Source organism: Bailinhaonella thermotolerans (assembly GCF_003594875.1).
In the GTDB taxonomy this organism is placed as follows: domain Bacteria; phylum Actinomycetota; class Actinomycetes; order Streptosporangiales; family Streptosporangiaceae; genus Bailinhaonella; species Bailinhaonella thermotolerans.
Window position 1 is genome coordinate 164697 of sequence record NZ_QZEY01000002.1, and the last position, 15761, is coordinate 180457.

The 15761-nt window shown below is 77.7% G+C and carries 11 protein-coding genes; 4 read left to right on the forward strand and 7 right to left on the reverse strand.

Annotated features, from left to right (window positions below; translation table 11 throughout):
* Nucleotides 1-363 precede the first annotated feature (363 nt).
* Nucleotides 364-3444, forward strand: coding sequence for an AfsR/SARP family transcriptional regulator (locus D5H75_RS06005; protein ID WP_119925353.1), 3081 nt, complete (start codon nucleotides 364-366; stop codon nucleotides 3442-3444).
* A gap of 54 nt (nucleotides 3445-3498) precedes the next feature.
* Here D5H75_RS06005 and D5H75_RS06010 read toward each other — a convergent pair whose 3' ends face one another.
* From D5H75_RS06010 to D5H75_RS06030, 6 genes are all read right to left on the reverse strand, one after another.
* Nucleotides 3499-5322: an ATP-binding cassette domain-containing protein gene (locus D5H75_RS06010; RefSeq protein WP_119925354.1), complete on the reverse strand. Its 1824-nt coding sequence runs from the start codon at nucleotides 5320-5322 to the stop codon at nucleotides 3499-3501.
* Complete coding sequence (locus D5H75_RS43970) at nucleotides 5315-7186, reverse strand: ABC transporter ATP-binding protein (protein ID WP_147425073.1); 1872 nt, start codon at nucleotides 7184-7186, stop codon at nucleotides 5315-5317. The genes D5H75_RS06010 and D5H75_RS43970 overlap by 8 nt, the downstream gene beginning before the upstream one ends.
* A 186-nt stretch (nucleotides 7187-7372) precedes the next feature.
* Nucleotides 7373-7534 (reverse strand): hypothetical protein, encoded by a 162-nt coding sequence (locus D5H75_RS41270; protein ID WP_202637870.1) that lies wholly within the window; start codon nucleotides 7532-7534, stop codon nucleotides 7373-7375.
* A 5-nt stretch (nucleotides 7535-7539) separates the two neighbouring features.
* Nucleotides 7540-9252 carry an alpha/beta hydrolase family protein gene (locus D5H75_RS06020; protein ID WP_119925356.1) on the reverse strand — a complete coding sequence of 571 codons (1713 nt, stop codon included), beginning with the start codon at nucleotides 9250-9252 and terminating at the stop codon, nucleotides 7540-7542.
* Entirely contained in the window at nucleotides 9249-12242 is a 2994-nt protein-coding gene (lanL, locus tag D5H75_RS06025; RefSeq protein ID WP_119925357.1) for a class IV lanthionine synthetase LanL, read from the reverse strand. The genes D5H75_RS06020 and lanL overlap by 4 nt, the downstream gene beginning before the upstream one ends.
* 198 nt (nucleotides 12243-12440) lie before the next feature.
* Entirely contained in the window at nucleotides 12441-13187 is a 747-nt protein-coding gene (locus D5H75_RS06030; RefSeq protein ID WP_119925358.1) for a hypothetical protein, read from the reverse strand.
* 18 nt (nucleotides 13188-13205) lie between these two features.
* Between D5H75_RS06030 and D5H75_RS41275 the strand changes: the two genes are divergently transcribed.
* The 3 genes from D5H75_RS41275 to D5H75_RS06040 all read left to right on the forward strand — a co-directional run bounded on the left by D5H75_RS41275 (nucleotide 13206) and on the right by D5H75_RS06040 (nucleotide 15523).
* The gene (locus D5H75_RS41275; protein ID WP_202637871.1) at nucleotides 13206-13379 is read left to right on the forward strand and encodes a hypothetical protein; all 174 of its coding nucleotides are present in this window, start codon (nucleotides 13206-13208) and stop codon (nucleotides 13377-13379) included.
* A gap of 130 nt (nucleotides 13380-13509) precedes the next feature.
* Nucleotides 13510-14925 (forward strand): LVIVD repeat-containing protein, encoded by a 1416-nt coding sequence (locus D5H75_RS06035; RefSeq protein WP_119925359.1) that lies wholly within the window; start codon nucleotides 13510-13512, stop codon nucleotides 14923-14925.
* 208 nt (nucleotides 14926-15133) lie between these two features.
* A complete protein-coding gene (locus D5H75_RS06040) occupies nucleotides 15134-15523 on the forward strand; it encodes an MmcQ/YjbR family DNA-binding protein (RefSeq protein ID WP_202637872.1) in 390 nt (129 codons plus the stop codon).
* A gap of 22 nt (nucleotides 15524-15545) precedes the next feature.
* Here the strand turns inward: D5H75_RS06040 and D5H75_RS41280 are convergent, their stop codons facing one another.
* Nucleotides 15546-15707, reverse strand: coding sequence for a hypothetical protein (locus tag D5H75_RS41280; protein ID WP_202637873.1), 162 nt, complete (start codon nucleotides 15705-15707; stop codon nucleotides 15546-15548).
* Nucleotides 15708-15761: the final 54 nt, after the last annotated feature.

A 15761-nucleotide genomic window follows, 5' to 3' on the forward strand; every position in this document is an offset into this window, starting at 1 on the left:
CCGCGCCCTCCCGCGCCCGCGCCGCCCGCCCCCGAAGGGGTGAGCAACCGGGCCAAATCCGTTGTCACCAGCATTTCCTACTAAGCCTGCATGTAATACATAATTTGCATTCCATCATTTACAGCAGGTCACAAATTCCATCACATTGCTATTTACACGCTTCAGTTCTCATTCTGGATACCATGCGCAAATCCGGGGTATCGACAGTTCGCTCACGCGCCGGAGAGGCGCGGCCCGGGAGTACGTATCGGCGAATGCCGCTCAGGGAGGCGAATCTTGAGATGGCCCGCACTTCGCGATGCCCCGAGTCCCGCTGAACCGCACATCGAGCGCCCCCGATTACGGGCGGTCTTCGATGAGGCCGTGACGAGGCGGATCTGCCTCGTGACCGCCGGTCCCGGCTGGGGCAAGACCACGGCGCTGGCCGCGTGGGCGCGCGCCCGTGAGCACTCCGGCAACCCCGTGATCTGGCTCGGCCGCCCGGCGGACACCCGCGAGCTGCTCGGCCCGCTGGCCGCGCGCCTGCCCGCGCCGCCGCGCCCGGGCCCCGACGCCGCCGCCGTGTGCGCGGCGCTGGACGCGGCCCTGCGCGAGGACCTGGTGGTCGTCCTGGACGACGCCGACGAGGTCCCCGGCCCCGTGGCCGACGTCCTCGCCGCGGTGTGCCGGCTGGCCCCGCCGCGCCTGCGCCTCGTGCTCGCCTGCCGCCGCGAGCCGCCGCTCCCCCTCGGCCGGCTGCGCGGGCAGGGCCGCGTCGCCGACGTGGACGCGCGGGAGCTGGCCTTCCGCCGCGGCGAGGAGACGGGCCTGATCGAGGCCCTGCTCGGGCCGGACGGGCTGGAGCTCGCCCCCGCCGTGCACTACGCCACCGGCGGGTGGCCCGCCGCCGTCCGCCTCATGGTGGACGGCCTGCGCCGGGTGCCGCGCGACCGGCTCCCGGCCGAGCTGGAGCGCCAGATCCTGCCCGGCGGGCGGCTGGCGGCGTACGTCGCGGACGAGGTGCTGGCCGCCGAGCCGCCGGGGAACGTGGAGCTGCTGCGCCACCTGACCGCGTTCCGGCAGGCCGACGACCACCTCTGCCGGGCCCTGGGGTTCTCCTCCGCCGCCGGCGCGCTGGCCGACCTGGCCCGGCGGGGCCTGGTGCGGCGGGCCGACGGCGGCGAGACGTGGGCCCCGGCCGCGCCGATCCGGGCCGTGCTGGAGCACCACGACCCGCTGCCGCCCGCCCAGCGCGTGATCCAGCACCGCCGCGCCGCCGCCTACTTCGGCTCCCGCGCCCAGCACGCCCGCGCCCTGGCCCACCTGCTGGCGGCCGACGACCACGCCGGGGTGGCCGCGCTGCTCATCGAGCACGGCACGCGCCTGGTGGACGCCGGGGAGATCGACGCCGTGCTGGCGACGGCGGCGCTGCCCCCGAGGTTCCTGGACGACCCCCGCATCCAGCAGGTGCTCGGCCACGCCCGGCAGATCCGGGGGCAGTGGGCGGACGCGCTCGACTGCTTCGCGCGGGCGGCGGGCGACCACGACGAGCTGGAGCCGGCGCTGGCCTGGCGGACGGCCCTGGTGCCGCAGTCGCGCGGGTACCTCGGCGAGGCGCTGAAGATCTACCAGCGCGCCCGCGTCCAGGAGGGCGAGCAGGACGCGGAGACGGCGCTGCTGTGGGCGTGGCGGGCGGCCGCCCACCGCGCCACCGGGGACCGGGCCGCCTGCCGGGAGCACGTCACGCAGGCCCTGGCCCTGGCCGACCGGTGCGGCGACGCGAGCGCCCGCTGCGCGGCCTACACCGCCCTGGCCTCCCTCGCCGCGGCGGAGGGCGACCGGGCCGCCGCCGACGCCTACGGGCTGGCGGCGCTGGAGGCGGGCGCGGCGGGCGGATCCGTGCTGCACCGGGCCTGGGCGCACACCGAGCGCGCCCTGAACCTGCTGGCGTACGGCATGACGCGCGCCGCCGCCGAGGAGGCCGACGTCGCGCTGGACCTGTGCGTGATGTCGGGCCACCGCGCCCTGCGGGCGTTCGCGCTGACCGTGCGCGGGTGCGCCCGCCGGGCGAGCGGCCGCCCGGACGAGGGGGTGACGGACCTGCGGGCGGCGTGCGCGATGTTCGAGGAGCTGGGGTCGCGGTACGTCGCCTGGCCGCTGTGCGGGCTCGCCGACGTGCACCGCGTCCGCGGGGAGCTGCTCGCCGCCCGGACGGCGTACGAGCACGCGCTCGCGCTGACCGAGGCGAGCGGGGAGGTGATCGGCCTGACCTGGGCCCTGGCCGGGCTGGCCCGGGTGCGGGCGGCCGACGACCACGTCGCGGCGCGCGGGCTGGCCGACCGGGCCGTGGCCGTCGGCGACGGGCTGCTGGCGGTGCAGGCGCTGCTGGCCCGCGGCTGGGTGTCGCTGGGGGGCGGGGACGTGCCGGAGGCCGTGGCGGACGCCGAGCGGGCCGCGGCCCTGGCCCGCGAGCGGCGGGATCTGCCGGGGCACGCCGAGGCGCTGCTGCTGCGGGCCATGTGCGAGCCCGCCGCCGGGACCGCCGAGCAGGCCGCCCTGCTGTGGGAGGGGATCGACGACCCGGTCGGCGCCGCCCACGCCGCGCTGGCCGCCGCGCGCGCCGCCGGGCCCCGGGGCCGCGGCCGGGCCAGGCTGGCCGAGGAGGCGCTGCGCCGGTACGGCGTCCGCCTCGACAACCGGGCCGCCGGGCCGCTGGCGTCGTCGGCCGCCCCCGTTCCCGAGCTGGCCGTCCAGGTGCTCGGCGCGTTCGCGGTGACCCTGCGCGGCCGGCCGGTGCCCACCTCCGCGTGGCGGTCGCGCAAGGCCCGCGACCTGCTCAAGATCCTCGTGGCGCGGCGGGGCCGCCCGGTGACGCGGGAGCGGCTGATGGAGCTGCTGTGGCCGTGCGAGGAGCCGGGGCGGGCCGCCCGCCGACTGTCGGTCCTGCTGTCCACGCTGCGGTCGGTGCTGGAGAGCGAGTCCGGCGCGGAGCCGGTCGCCGGGGACGGCTCGGCGGTCTGGCTCGACCTGACGCTGGCCCGCGTCGACCTGGAGGACTTCCTGTCGGCGGCGGCCGAGGCCGTGGCCGCCGACGACGCGGGGCGCGACGACGCGCTCGACGCGCTGCTGGCCGCCGCCGAGGCGTGCACCGGGCCCTTCCTGGAGGGGGACCCGGGGCAGGAGTGGGCCGACGCGATCGCCGAGGAGGTCCGCGCCGCCCACATGACCGTGCTGCGCCGGCTGGCCGTACGGCTGCGCGACCGGGGCGACGTGGACGGGTCGGTGCGGTACGCCCTGCGGCTGCTGGAGCACGACCCCTACGACGAGGAGACGCACCTGTGGCTGGTGGGCACGCTGCGTGAGGCGCTGCGCCGGGGCGAGGCCCGCCGCCGCTACGAGATCTACGCGCGCCTGATGGGCGAGATCGGGGTGGACCCGGCGCCCTGGCCGGGCCGCCGCCCGTAGGCGCGGGCCCGCCCGCCGGCGGCGGGCGGGCCTCCGGGGGCGGGGGCGGCGCCCTCAGCCGTAGGCGCGGGACTGGAGGCCGAACAGGTCGGCGTAGGCCCCGGCGGCGGAGACGAGCCGCTCGTGCGGGCCGCACTCGATGACCCGGCCCCGGTCCAGCACGACGATCAGGTCGGCGGCGCGGACGGTGGACAGGCGGTGGGAGGCGATCACCGTGATCGCGCCGGTCGCGGCGACCTCCCGCGCGCCGCGCACGACCTCGCCGAGCAGTTCCCGCTCGGCCTCGGGGTCCAGGCCCGACCCGGGCTCGTCCAGCAGGTACAGCGCGGGCCGCTCCCGCATCCGGGACCGGGCCAGGGCGATCCGCTGCCACTGGCCGTACGACGGCTCGATCCCGCCGAACGCCGGCCCGAGCCGCGTGCCGAACCCCTCGGGCAGCGCGTCGATCATCGGCTCCGCGCCGGCCGCGCGCGCGGCGCGCCGGACCCGCTCCGCGTCGTCCCCGGCGGCCGGGTCGCCGATCCCGACGGCCTCGCGCACGACGAGCTCCCAGCGGCAGAAGTCCTGGAACACCCCGGACGAGGCGGCCAGGCGGCGTTCCGCGGGGAGGTCCGCCAGGTCCCGCCCGTCCACCGTGATCCGCCCCCGGGTGGGGGCGTAGAAGCCGCACAGCAGCTTGATGAGCGTGCTCTTGCCCGCCCCGTTCTCCCCGACCAGCGCCACCACCGCGCCGGGCGGCAGCCACAGGTCCACCGGCCCCAGCACGTCGCGCGCCGTGCCCGGATACCGGAACACGACCCCCTCCAGCCGGATCCCCCGCTCCCCCTCCCCCGCGGCGTACGGCGGGGCCGGGGCGGGCGGCGGGGCCGGGGCGGGCGGCGGGGCCGGGGCGGGCGGCGGGCCGGCCGGGTACGGCGCGGGGCGGGAGCGGTCCGCCAGCCACAGGTAGTGGCCGGCGATCAGCAGGACGCCGCGCAGGGTGCGGGCGGTGCCCGCGGCCTTGACCACCTCTCCGCCGATCTGGGCGGCGAGCCGCAGGGTGAGGACCACGTCGCCGGGCGTGGCGGTCCCGGCGCGCGCCTGGGCCAGGACGAACGCGGCGGCCGTCACGTAGGCGGCGACGAACACCAGCGCCCCGGCGGACTCCCAGCCGGCCGCCGCGAGCCGGCCGCGCACCCGTCGCCGGGCCAGTTCCTCGCCCAGGTCCCGCGCGCGGCGGCGGATCTCGCCCGCCAGGCCGTACAGGCGGATCTCCTTGGCGGTGCCGGGGGCGGTGGCGAGCGCCGAGTAGTGCGCGAGCAGCCGGGCGTGGCGGGCGGTGGCGTGCTCCGCGCGGTCCGCGACGGCGGCGGAGCGGGCGCCGGCCAGCATGCGGGGCAGGCCCAGCAGCACCAGCAGGGACAGCACCGGGTGCACGGTCACGAGCAGGGCGAGCGTGACGGCGATCTGGACGGCGCCGGAGACCGCGAGCACCGCCGTGCCGATGCCCTGGCCGAGCAGGGGGCGCCCGGTCCGCAGGTGCTGGAGCCGGTCCAGGTAGTCGGGGCGCTCCAGGTGCTCGATGCCCGCCGGGGCGGTGGCCAGCTCCACCAGGCGCCGTTCCAGGAGCAGGCCCGTGCGCTCCTGGAGCCGGAACCGCAGCCGCGCCAGCGCCAGGGCGGCGGAGTTGAGCAGGGCGACGCTCGCGCCCAGGGCCCCGGCCGCCGCGGCGGCGGCCCCGGCCCTGCCGTCGGCCGCCGCGTCCACCAGGATCTTCAGCCACCAGCCCGACCCGGCGGCGGCCAGCCCGAGCAGCGGGGTCAGCGCGCAGGCGGCCAGCGCCCGGCGCGGGTCCGCCCGGAACGCGGCCCCGGCGATCAGCCCCAGCTCCCTACGCACGCCCGGCCTCCCTGAAGGGCGCGGCCTGGGCCTCGAACATCTCGGCGTAGCGGCCCCCGGCGGCGACCAGCTCGGCGTGCGAGCCCTGCTCGGACACCCGCCCGCCGGCCAGCACCACGATGTGGTCGGCGCGCCGCACGGTGGCGAAGCGGTGGGAGACGACGACGGTCGTCAGGCCCCGGGTCAGCTCCAGGAAGCGGTCGTAGAAGGCGGCCTCGGCGCGGACGTCCAGGCCGGAGGTCGGCTCGTCCAGCAGGAGCAGCCTCGCCCCGCCGTGCACGGCCAGCAGCGCCCGGGCGAGCGCGATGCGCTGCCACTGCCCGCCGGAGGGCTCGACGCCGCCCTCGAACTCCCGGGACAGCACGGCGTCCCACCCGCCGGGCAGGCCGTCCAGGACGTCCCGCAGCCCGGCCCGCTCGGCGGCGCGCGCGAGCGCCGCCTCGTCGGCGCGGTGGGCAGGCGAGCCGAAGGCGACGTTGTCGCGCAGCGGCAGCGCGTAGCGGCCGAAGTCCTGGAAGACGGCGCCGATGCCGCGCTGCCACGCCGCGGGGTCGAGGTCCCGCAGGTCCGTCCCGTCGGCGAGCACCGCGCCCTCGCCCGGGTCGTAGAAGCGGCACAGCAGCTTCAGCAGCGTGGTCTTGCCGCAGCCGTTCTCGCCGACCACGGCGAGCGAGCGCCCGGCGGGCACCCGCAGGTCCAGCCCCCGCAGGACGGGCCGGTCCGCGCCGGGGTAGCCGAAGGTCACCGCGCGCAGCTCCAGGCCGTGCCGGAGCCCGGGCGGCGGCCGGTCCGCGCCGGGCAGGGCGAACCTTCGGCCGCGCGCCGCCTCGGCCACGCGCAGGGTGTGCGGCACGGGCGCCACGCCGAGCCGTACGAGGTAGTGGGCGTCGGGGTCCCAGCCGAAGCCGGCCATGCCCATGACGGCCTGGAGGTACACCGTGACCTCGCCCAGGCCGATGTCGCCGCGCGCGGCGGCGAGCGCCACCAGCGCGCAGACGCCGACGTGCGCGGCGGCGAGGGCGGCGGCGGACACCGCGAACAGGGCCTGCTGGGCGGGGTTCCGCCGCCACGCCTGCTCGGTCCCGGCCCGCCAGTGGGCCGCGAGGCGCTCCGCGAGCCAGGGGCCCAGCCCGAACAGCCGCACCTCCTTGGCCGCCGCCCCGTCCAGCGCCATCTCGCCCAGGTAGCGGGCGCGGCGGAAGCCCGGGGTGGCGGCCTCCATCGAGGTGATCAGCCGCTCGACGCCCTGCCGGTAGGAGACGTTGGACAGCGTCCAGGCGGCGATCAGCGGCAGCGGCGCCCACCAGGCGAACACGGCCAGGGTGACGGCCGCGCCCACCGCGAGCAGCCGGGCGGCCGCGACCCCGGCCAGGGCGGCCAGCGCCCGCGGGGTCTGCACCTTCTCGGTGCCCACCGTGCCCGCCATGGCGAGTTCGTCGGCCAGCCCCGGGTCCTCCAGATGGGCGATCGTCGGCGGGGTCAGCACCGCGGTCAGCAGGCGGTCGCGCAGCAGCACGTCCACGCGGTGGGCGAGCCGCTCGACCCCCGCGTCCAGCAGCGGCACCGCCACCTGGAGGGCCAGCAGCAGGGCCCCGAGCGCGAGCAGGGCGCCGCCCGCCGCGCCGAGGAGTCCGGGGAGTCCGGGGAGGCCGCCCGGTCCGCCCGGTCCGCCCGTCCCGCCGTGGGCCGGGCCGGTCAGGTCGCGGATCACGCCGTCCACGAGCGCGCCGGTGGCCAGCATCACCCCGACGGGGAGCAGGCCGCCGGCCAGGCTCCGCGCCGCCAGCGCCGCCGTGCCCGCCGGGTCCGCGGCGGGGAGGAGCCGCGCGAAGGCGGCGACGGGCGGCAGGGCGGGCACGCTCACCTCCGGGCCACGGTTCCCCGGCGGGGGTTCCGGGAATGGTTCCGGTGTTCCGGCCGCACGGCCGGGCCGCCGCCCCCCGGTCTGGAGCGGGAGGCGGCGGCGGGGGCTGGACGCCGGGGCCGCCGCCGGAGGCCATCACGGCTCTCCGGTACGGCGCGGCCCCGGCGCACTGGGTGTGCCGGGGGCCTAGTAGGTCCCGACGCACACGGTGTTGGCGCAGCAGATCACGCTCAGGACGTGGCAGGTCGCACCACCCAGAGCGGCGTGGTCGTCACCCAGCGACGGGCCCGGGAGGGCCTGCAGCGCGAGGACGTCCACCTCGAAGTGCCGGTCGGACATGCGGTTCATGTGTTTCACCTCCTTCCCTCAAGGCGTGAGGCCGTCGTGACGGGTTCCGGCGGCGGCGCGCTCGCGGCGGCGAGCGTCCCGGCCAGGAACTCCGCGATCTCGGCGTAGAGCAGGCGGGCCGCCGCGCGGGTGCGCACGCGGTGCCCCTCCCCGGGCAGGAGGACCAGCCGGGGCGGGCGGCCCCGCGCGGCGAGCCGGCGGGCCAGTTCCTCCGACTGCGCCACGGGGATCACCGCGTCCGCCGTGCCGTGGGCGATCAGCACCGGGCAGCGGGGGCCGTCGCGGGTCTCCAGGGGGGACGGCGGGTCGCCGAGCAGGCGCAGGAGCCGCCGTACGGCGTCCGCGCCCTCCCTGCGCAGGTCGCGGGGTGAGGTGAAGGGGGCGACCGCCACCACGGCCCGGCACAGGTCGGGGCGGGCCGCCGCGGCGAGCAGCGCCAGGTACGCCCCGTAGCTGTGGCCGTAGAGGACGGCGGGCTCGCCGGCGTCGCCCAGCAGGCCGATCACCTCGGCCAGGTCCAGGGCCCCGGCGCGCCCTTCGAGGGCCCGCACGAAGGCCGCGCCGTACCCGAACGAGCCGTGCCCGTTGGGGGCGAGGACGCGCAGGCCGAGCCGGGCCAGGAGCTGGAGCTCGGGGGTGAACGCCAGGGACCACTGGCCCACGGGCCCGCCGTGCAGGGCGACCGCGACGCCGGTTTGCGGGCCCTGCGGCTCGTGCACGAGCACCTCGATCCCGCGCCGCCGCCCGGTCACCGGCGCGGCCATCCCCGGCAGGGCACGGGGCAGCTCGGGGGCGCCGCCGTCCAGCGGGTACGCCGCGGGGCCGGGGGGCGTGGCCGGGCCGCTGAACGGGAAGAGGAGGCGGTCCCGGCCGGTGACCACGGGCCCGCCGGGCACGCCCGGGGGCAGGTCCAGGGGCGGGGACACAGCGAGCGTGACGGGGTCGGCGAGCCGCAGCTCGCCGGTCGCCCCGGTCTGCCGCCGCAGCACGATCCGGCCGTCGGGGGCCAGCCCGCACACGTCCACCGGCAGGTCGCCGCCGTCCAGCGGGATGAACCGGACCCGCCCCTCCCGGCCCCGGGCCACGGCGGCCCGGCGGTAGCCGTGCGCGTCGGTCGTGAGCACCATCAGGTCGCGGGCGGGGTCGCAGGCGGCGACGCGCTCCTCGCTGGCCGGGCCGATGTGGAAGACGCGGCGGTACTCGTTCCTCGTCAGGTCCGCGATCCAGCCGCTGGGCCGTTCGCCCGCCTCGGCGAGGTCCACGGCCAGCACGCGGCCGGGGGTGACCCAGACCGCGCCGGACACCCGTCCGGGCAGCCGGGCGAGTTCCCTGAGCCCGCGCGGGCCGGGCGCCCACAGCCGGGACTCCTCGCCCCGCACGCCGACGACGAGGCCGGGCAGCAGCCGCACGAGGTCGTCCTCGCACTCGGCGTAGGTCCGCGCGCCCCTCCCGGGGGCGGCCTCGGTGATCCGGAACGCCCCGGGCTCGCCCGCGCACATGAGGACCCGCCCGTCCCCGGTCACGGCGAGCTGCGCCTCCTCGGCCGCGCCGGCGCGCAGTCCCGTGGGCGTCCCGTCGAGCTCCACGCCGAGCCCCGCGCCCCGGTCCGCGAGGCAGGCGGCCCGGCCGGCCCGGGAGAAGGCGAACGCCTCGGCGACGGGGATCTCCGCGAGCTCCGCCGCGGCCCGCGCGGCGGCCGCGGGCGTGAGGGGGCTCATCGGGACGCTCCCGCCGGGCCCCGGGCGTCCGCCGCCCGTGCCGCGACGTCCTCGCGCCCGGCCGCCGCGCCGTCCTCGTAACGGCCCTCGTGACGGCCCTCGGGCCGGCTCCCGTGACGGTCCTCGTGACGGTGCTCGCGCCCGTCCGGCGCGCCGTTCCCCGGCGCGTCGTTCCCCGGGGCGTCGTTCCTCTGGGCGCCCGCCGCCCGCGTCCCGTGCCCGGCGGGGCGGGCGGCGAGCAGGTCGTCGGCCATCAGGAGGGCCGGTCCTCCGCGCAGGGCGCGCAGGACGAACGCGGCGACCCCGGCCAGGCCCGTGTTGAGCCCCGCGGTCACCTCCAGCAGGCTCTCGTCAGGCACCACGCTCCGGCCGCCGTCGGGCACCCGCTGCTCGCAGGCGATGGCCGCCGACTCCAGCGCCCGGTCCCGGAACCGCCGCTCGCCCGTCGTCTCGAACAGGTCCAGCAGCAGGTCTCCTCCCCCGGCCAGCCCGTGGCAGCGCACCAGGCCCGATCGCCGGCGCAGGCTCACCACGGCCTCGGCCGCGCCGCGCGCCGCCCGCAGGTACCGGGGGTCGCCGGTCACGCGGTACCCCCGGTCCATGGCGATGCCCACCCCGGCCGACCCGTTGCACCAGTGGGGCATCCCGTACGGCCGCTCGGGCCCTGAGTCCCAGCTCAGCCCGGTCTCCCGGGGTACGGCGACGCGCAGCAGCGTCTCCAGTCCCTCACGCGCGGCGTGTTCGTACGCGGGCTCGCCCAGCGCGGCGGCGGCGCACAGCAGGAAGTAGGCGATGCCGGCGTTCCCGTGCGCGAAGCCGTAGAAGGCGCGGCCGGCGAACTGGGAGGGCGCGCCCCCGGCCGTCCGCCACAGCACCCCGCCGGGGCCGGGCTCGGCCGCGGCGGCCAGGGCGCGGGCGGCGAGGCCGGCGCGCTCGGCGAACCGCTGGTCCCCGGTGCGCCGCCACAGGCGGAGCTGGGTGAGGCCGATGCCCGCCGTCCCGTGCGTCAGGTCGGGGTTGAACGACACCGGCGGGACCGCGAGCGCCGTCTCCGCCGCGCGGGCGAGCAGCGCCGGGTCGCCGAGCAGGGCCGACGCCTCGGCGAGGAACCACGCCGCCCCGCAGGCGCCGAAGTACAGCCCGGGCGGCCGGGCCGTGATCGCCTCCGGCGGGCCGAGCACGGCCGAGACCCAGGACGCGGCGGCCGCGGCGGTCTCCCGCAGCCGGCTCTCCAGCGGCTCGGGCACCAGGTCCGGGCCCGCCTGGGCGAGCGCGCACACCGCGAGGCCGGTCCCGCTCGCGCCGGACTGGGCGTTGCACGGGTCCATGCTCAGGCCGTCACAGCTCACGGGCCACATCCGCGGGCGGTCCGGGCGAGCGTTCTCCACCAGCCACCACGCGGCGTCCCGGACGAGCGCGGCCGCCTCCCGCTCGCCGGCGGCGGGCGCCTCATGGGCGCAGCGGGGGCGCGGGACCGCGGCGGCGGCCTCCCGGACGCGGCGCGGCGACCAGCGCCGCGCGGGCCGGGGGTCCATGCAGCCGAGCACGATGTCGCAGACCGCGCCGCCGACCAGCCCGTCACGCTCGGCCCCCTCGATCCAGTCGCGCACCCGCGCGCCCAGGTCGCCGGACAGGATCGCGGGCGGGGACATGCCGGTGGCGGTGTAGGCGATCGTCGCCCCGAGGCCGTAGTAGTCGTCCGCGAGGACGGCGCTCCGCCCCGCCATCTGGCCGGGCGAGCCGAACCCGGGCGTCCCGTGCGGCAGGGGCCGCGCCCGCCCGGACGACCGCCGGTGCGCCAGCTCCAGGTCCACCAGCCGCAGGGAGAGGTCCGGCAGCACCATGACGTTGTTCGGGCTGAAGTCGCGCAGCAGCAGGCCCGCCCGGTGCATGGCGTCCATCAGGTCCGCCAGGCCCAGCACCAGCGCGCGCAGGTCCTCCCCGGCGGGGGCGCGGCCGGTGCGCTCGGCCACCCCGGCGACGTGCTCGCGCAGCACCTCCCCGGGGATGTGCTCGACCGTGAGGAAGAGGTGTCCCTGCTGCTCGAACAGCCCGAGCGGACGCGGGGTGAGCCCCAGGCCCGCCACCGCCTCCAGCAGGCGCGCCTCGTGCCGCAGGGTGTCGCGGACGTCGCCGCCACCCGGCCCCTCCACGTGCGGCCGGGCCTCCTTGATCACCACGGTGCGGCCGTCCGCGCGGTCCTCGGCGGCGTACACCCCGCCCTTGTTGGCGTGCTTGAGCACCCGCCGGACGAGGTACCGGCCGTCCAGCAGCACCTCCCGCGCCGCGCCCTCTCCCGTGCCCTCTCCCGCGCCCTCGCCCCGCCGTACGGCACGAGCGGCGGGGCGAGCGGCGGGAGCGGGGCGGAAGGGGTCGGGCGCCCAGGGGACGGGGGTGAACCAGGCGTTGCGGCGGTCGGGGACGGGCGCGCCCGACGGGTCGCGGACGACGGCGAGCAGTTCCCCGTCGGGGGTGAAGACGCTGTCGTCGCGGAACGCGCCGTAGCGGTAGTGCACGAGACCGCCGGGCCGCAGGGCGCGGTCGGAGAGGATGGCCGGTCCGGCGATCCCGGCGGTGGCGCGGTCGCAGGCCTCCCCCAGGCGGCGGGCCTGCTCGTCGTCCCGGGGGTAGATCGTGAGGAACTTGCCGGCGGAGCCGCGCGGGGTTCCGGGATTGTTCAGCCAGGACACCCAGTCCAGGGTGGCCGCGATCTTGAATCTGGCGCCCTCGCGGACGGCCAGGGGCAGGACCGCCGAGAGCACCGCGGGCGCGGACCGGCGGGTCGCGGAGACGTGGAGCTTCCAGCCCTGCGGCGGGCCGTCGCCGGGGTCCGGCGGGGCCAGGTGCAGCCACATGCCCGAGCGCCGTTCGGTCCAGCCGGGGGCGTGCCGGCGCAGCAGGTCGCGCGCGAGCCGGGTGAGGTCGTCCTCGGCGTCGTCGCCCCAGGTGGCGCTGGCGGCCCAGTGGCTCCCGCGCGGCGCGAAGCTCATCGTCGGCGTCCCTCCGTCCTTCCGCCCGGTGGGTGTCGCCGCAGCCTAGGAGGGACGGATTCGAAGAGGGTCAGCGTCGTGTTAGCCCCGTGTTCGGACGGTACGCCCGCACGGCTCCCGACCTGCCCGTCCGTGAGCACGCGGACGCCTCGCGATCGGCGGCGGGCGGCGGATCGCGGGGGTTCCCGGCGGCGCGGGTCAGGCGGCGGGCGGGGCGGGCGGGAGCCGTACGGCGATCTCGCCGCCCAGGGCGTAGCCCCCGGTCAGCTCCAGGTCGTCGCCGCTCCAGAACCGGCCCGGGTCGTAGGAGTGCGGGCGGCCCGGCGGCAGCAGGCCCATGTCCTGGTACGTCGCGGCGACCACCTCGGCGCAGTACGCCGTCTCCAGGGCGCGCGCCTCGGCCGACTCGCGCTCACCCCCGGCTCCGTCCCCACCCCCGGCCCCGTCCCCGGCGCTGGCCCCGGCCCCGGCGCTGGCGCGGCGGCGGCGGAGGGCGGGCAGGAGGCCGCGCGGCGCGGGCAGCCGGCCGCGCAGCCAGCGCCCGGCCAGGCGCGCGGTGGACGGGAAGGGGGTCCCGTCCAGGCGGGCGATCGCCCGCAGCAGCCGGTCCTCCATCTCCCGGGTGACGGGCCGGTCGAGCTGCCGCAGCCAGGCCCGCTGGCCGTAGCGGTTCCCCCAGACGAGCACGGCGTCGCGCATGTCGTGGAGCTGCACGCCGCGCTGGTGGGTCCCGGTCCACATGTCGGGCAGCGAGCGCCCCAGTTCCGCGTGCCACATGAGCGGGGGCAGGTCCTCGATCACCACGGCCATGCCCACGTGGTTCACCGGGCTGTTGGTGGTGACCTGGATCGCCCGGTCGGGGACGCTGCGCCCGCGGAACAGCCACAGGTCCCCGGTGCGGGTCAGGTCGAGGGCCTCGCCGAGGTCGATCGTCTTCTGCGCCACGCCTTGTAGCCTAGGCACATGCGACGACGGTGGTGGAAGATCCTCGGCCTCGCGGCCTTCGCCGGGGTCGCGGCGTCCGGCGCGCTGATCGCCCGCGCCGAGCGGCGCCGCCGCGCCTACACCCCGGAGGAGATCCGGTCCCGCCTGCACGAACGCCTCGCCGAGGCCTCGCGGGACCAGCCGGAATCTTGACCCGCGGCGCGATCGTCCGCCCCCGATGAGGGCATCACACCGAGATCATGTCCCGGCTTGATTGCCGGACGCGGTGCGTTCAGACTGAGGACGCGCCAAGATCGGGTGCTTTGTCCGCTTTGGAGGCGTCATGACCGACCGTCGTCCAGTCTCCGTCCTCCGGCTCCTCGCGCGGCGCGCGCTGACCGCCGCCGGGGCCGCCACCGCACTCTCCGTCGTCCTGGCCGGCGCGGCCTGGGCCTGCCCGCCCCACGAGGAGGGCGAGGGCGGGGAGCACGTCCACACGCAGACCGCGCGCACCGCCGCCGTGCCGGCCACCGAGGCCATCAAGGGGGTCGAGCGGGTGGGCGGCGCGCCGGACGCCAAGGGCGCGATCTCCCTGATGTTCATCGACTACGGCCACGGCCGGCACAAGCGCACGATCGTGTACGCCTCCGGGCAGTTCGGCCTGAAGGCGTACGACATCACCAAGGACCCCCGCAACCCCAAGCTGGTCGGGCAGTTCGACCTGCCGGGCATGTGGGAGACCGAGGACAGCGAGGCCGACCCCAAGCGCAAGATCGTCTACCTGGCCCGCGACCCGCGCGCGTTCGGCGGGAACACCGCCACCGGCGAGTCCGGGATCTACGTGATCGACGTGTCGGTGCCGGAGCGGCCCCGCCAGCTCGCGTACAAGAAGGTGCCGGCCGGGCACACGACGAGCTGCATCAACGACTGCCAGTACCTGTGGACGGGCGGACCGGCCAAGGCCGCGTCGATGCCCGCCGAGTGGGGCGGCCGCCCGGTCTGGGTGACCGACGTCCGCGACCCGCGCAACCCCGAGGTCTTCGAGCAGCCCATCGACCTGGGCCGCAACGACGGCAAGACCGACTACACCCACGACGTGCAGGTGGACGCGCACGGCATCGCCTGGGCGTCCGGCCGCGGCGGCGTCCGCGGCTACCACACGAGCGGCCTGCACTACGACCCGGTGCAGAAGAGGATCCGCAAGGCCACCGCCTGGGACCCCGTGCCGTACGCCGGGGGCGGGATCGCCGAGGAGGCCACCAACTCCAGCTTCATGCACAACAGCTTCCGCCCGGTCGGCCGCACCCACCGCGAGGCCGCGGACCCGCGCCGCTGGGGCAACGGGCGGCTGATCTACGTCACCGAGGAGACGTTCCACCAGACCAACTGCGAGGGCGACGGGCACCTGGTGATCGCCTCGCTCGACGGGTCGCACGGCGGGCAGGGCTGGCGGTCCACCCCGGAGCGGCCGTTCCGGCTGAAGACCGTCGGCAAGTGGCACGTCCACGGGCAGGAGGGGAGCTCGGACTCCACGGACTGCTCGGCGCACTACTTCGACGTGCGCGACGGCGTGCTCGTCCAGTCCTTCTACTCCCAGGGCACGCGCTTCCTCGACGTGCGCGACCCGTCCAGGATCAGGCAGCTCGCCTACTACCGCCCGGCCGACGCCGCGTCCTGGCAGCCGTACTGGCACGGGGACTACGTGTACGTCGCGGACAACACGCGCGGCATCGACGTGCTCAAGCCGACGTTCCGCTGACATCACCGGGCCCCGGCCGCGGTGACGCCGCCGGGCCCCGGCCGCGGTGACGCCGCCGGGGCCCGGCCGCCGCGCGCCCGGCTCCTCCGGTCCGGCGGGACCGCACGGGCCCGCCGGGTGCCCGGCCATCCCGGTCCGGTGGGTCCGGCGGGTCCGGCGGGCCCGGCGGGTCCGGCGGATTGTCGGTGGGGGTCGGCACAATGGGGCGGTGAGCGACTGGCGAGAGATCCGCGAGCGGGTGCGCGCGTTCGCCCTGGGCCTGCCCGAGGCCGGCGAGGAGTTCCCGTGGGAAGAAAGCGTGATCAAGGTCAACAAGAAGGTCTTCGTCTTCCTCGGCGTCGAGGAGCCCACGGAGAGGTGGCGGCCCGGCTTCACCGTCAAGCTCCCCGAGTCCGCCGGGCACGCGCTGGCGGTGCCCGGCGCCGAGAGGGCGGGCTACAACCTGGGCCGGGCCGGGTGGGTGTGGCTGCCGTTCACGGGCGACCTCCCCGACCCCGAGGTGCTCTTCGACTGGGTCGAGGAGAGCTACCGGGCCGTGGCCCCCAAACGCCTGGTCAAGGAGCTCGACGCCCGCGTGGGCGGGCCCGCGGCGGACTGACCGGCCGGGCCCGGCAGGCGGGTCAGGAGCCGTGCGCGGCGTGGTCGGCGAGGATCTCGTCGGCCTGGTCGAGGCGGTCGCGCCCGATGAACGCGACCCAGGGGCAGTCGCGGCAGCCGGCGATCCACTCCCCCGCCTCGAAGTCCAGGAACGCACGGTGACGGTGTACGGCGGTGCGGCGCATACCCGGACATTACGCTGGGACACCGGGCCGATCCCGTACCGCCGGAGGCAGCTC

What these genes read in the sequence shown, in the direction of transcription:
- D5H75_RS41270 (WP_202637870.1), bottom strand. Translation starts at nt 7,534, where the DNA reads ATGAACCGCATGTCCGACCGGCACTTCGAGGTGGACGTCCTCGCGCTG.
- D5H75_RS06020 (WP_119925356.1), bottom strand. Translation starts at nt 9,252, where the DNA reads ATGAGCCCCCTCACGCCCGCGGCCGCCGCGCGGGCCGCGGCGGAGCTC.
- lanL (WP_119925357.1), bottom strand. Translation starts at nt 12,242, where the DNA reads ATGAGCTTCGCGCCGCGCGGGAGCCACTGGGCCGCCAGCGCCACCTGG.
- D5H75_RS41275 (WP_202637871.1), top strand. Translation starts at nt 13,206, where the DNA reads ATGCGACGACGGTGGTGGAAGATCCTCGGCCTCGCGGCCTTCGCCGGG.
- D5H75_RS06035 (WP_119925359.1), top strand. Translation starts at nt 13,510, where the DNA reads ATGACCGACCGTCGTCCAGTCTCCGTCCTCCGGCTCCTCGCGCGGCGC.
- D5H75_RS41280 (WP_202637873.1), bottom strand. Translation starts at nt 15,707, where the DNA reads ATGCGCCGCACCGCCGTACACCGTCACCGTGCGTTCCTGGACTTCGAG.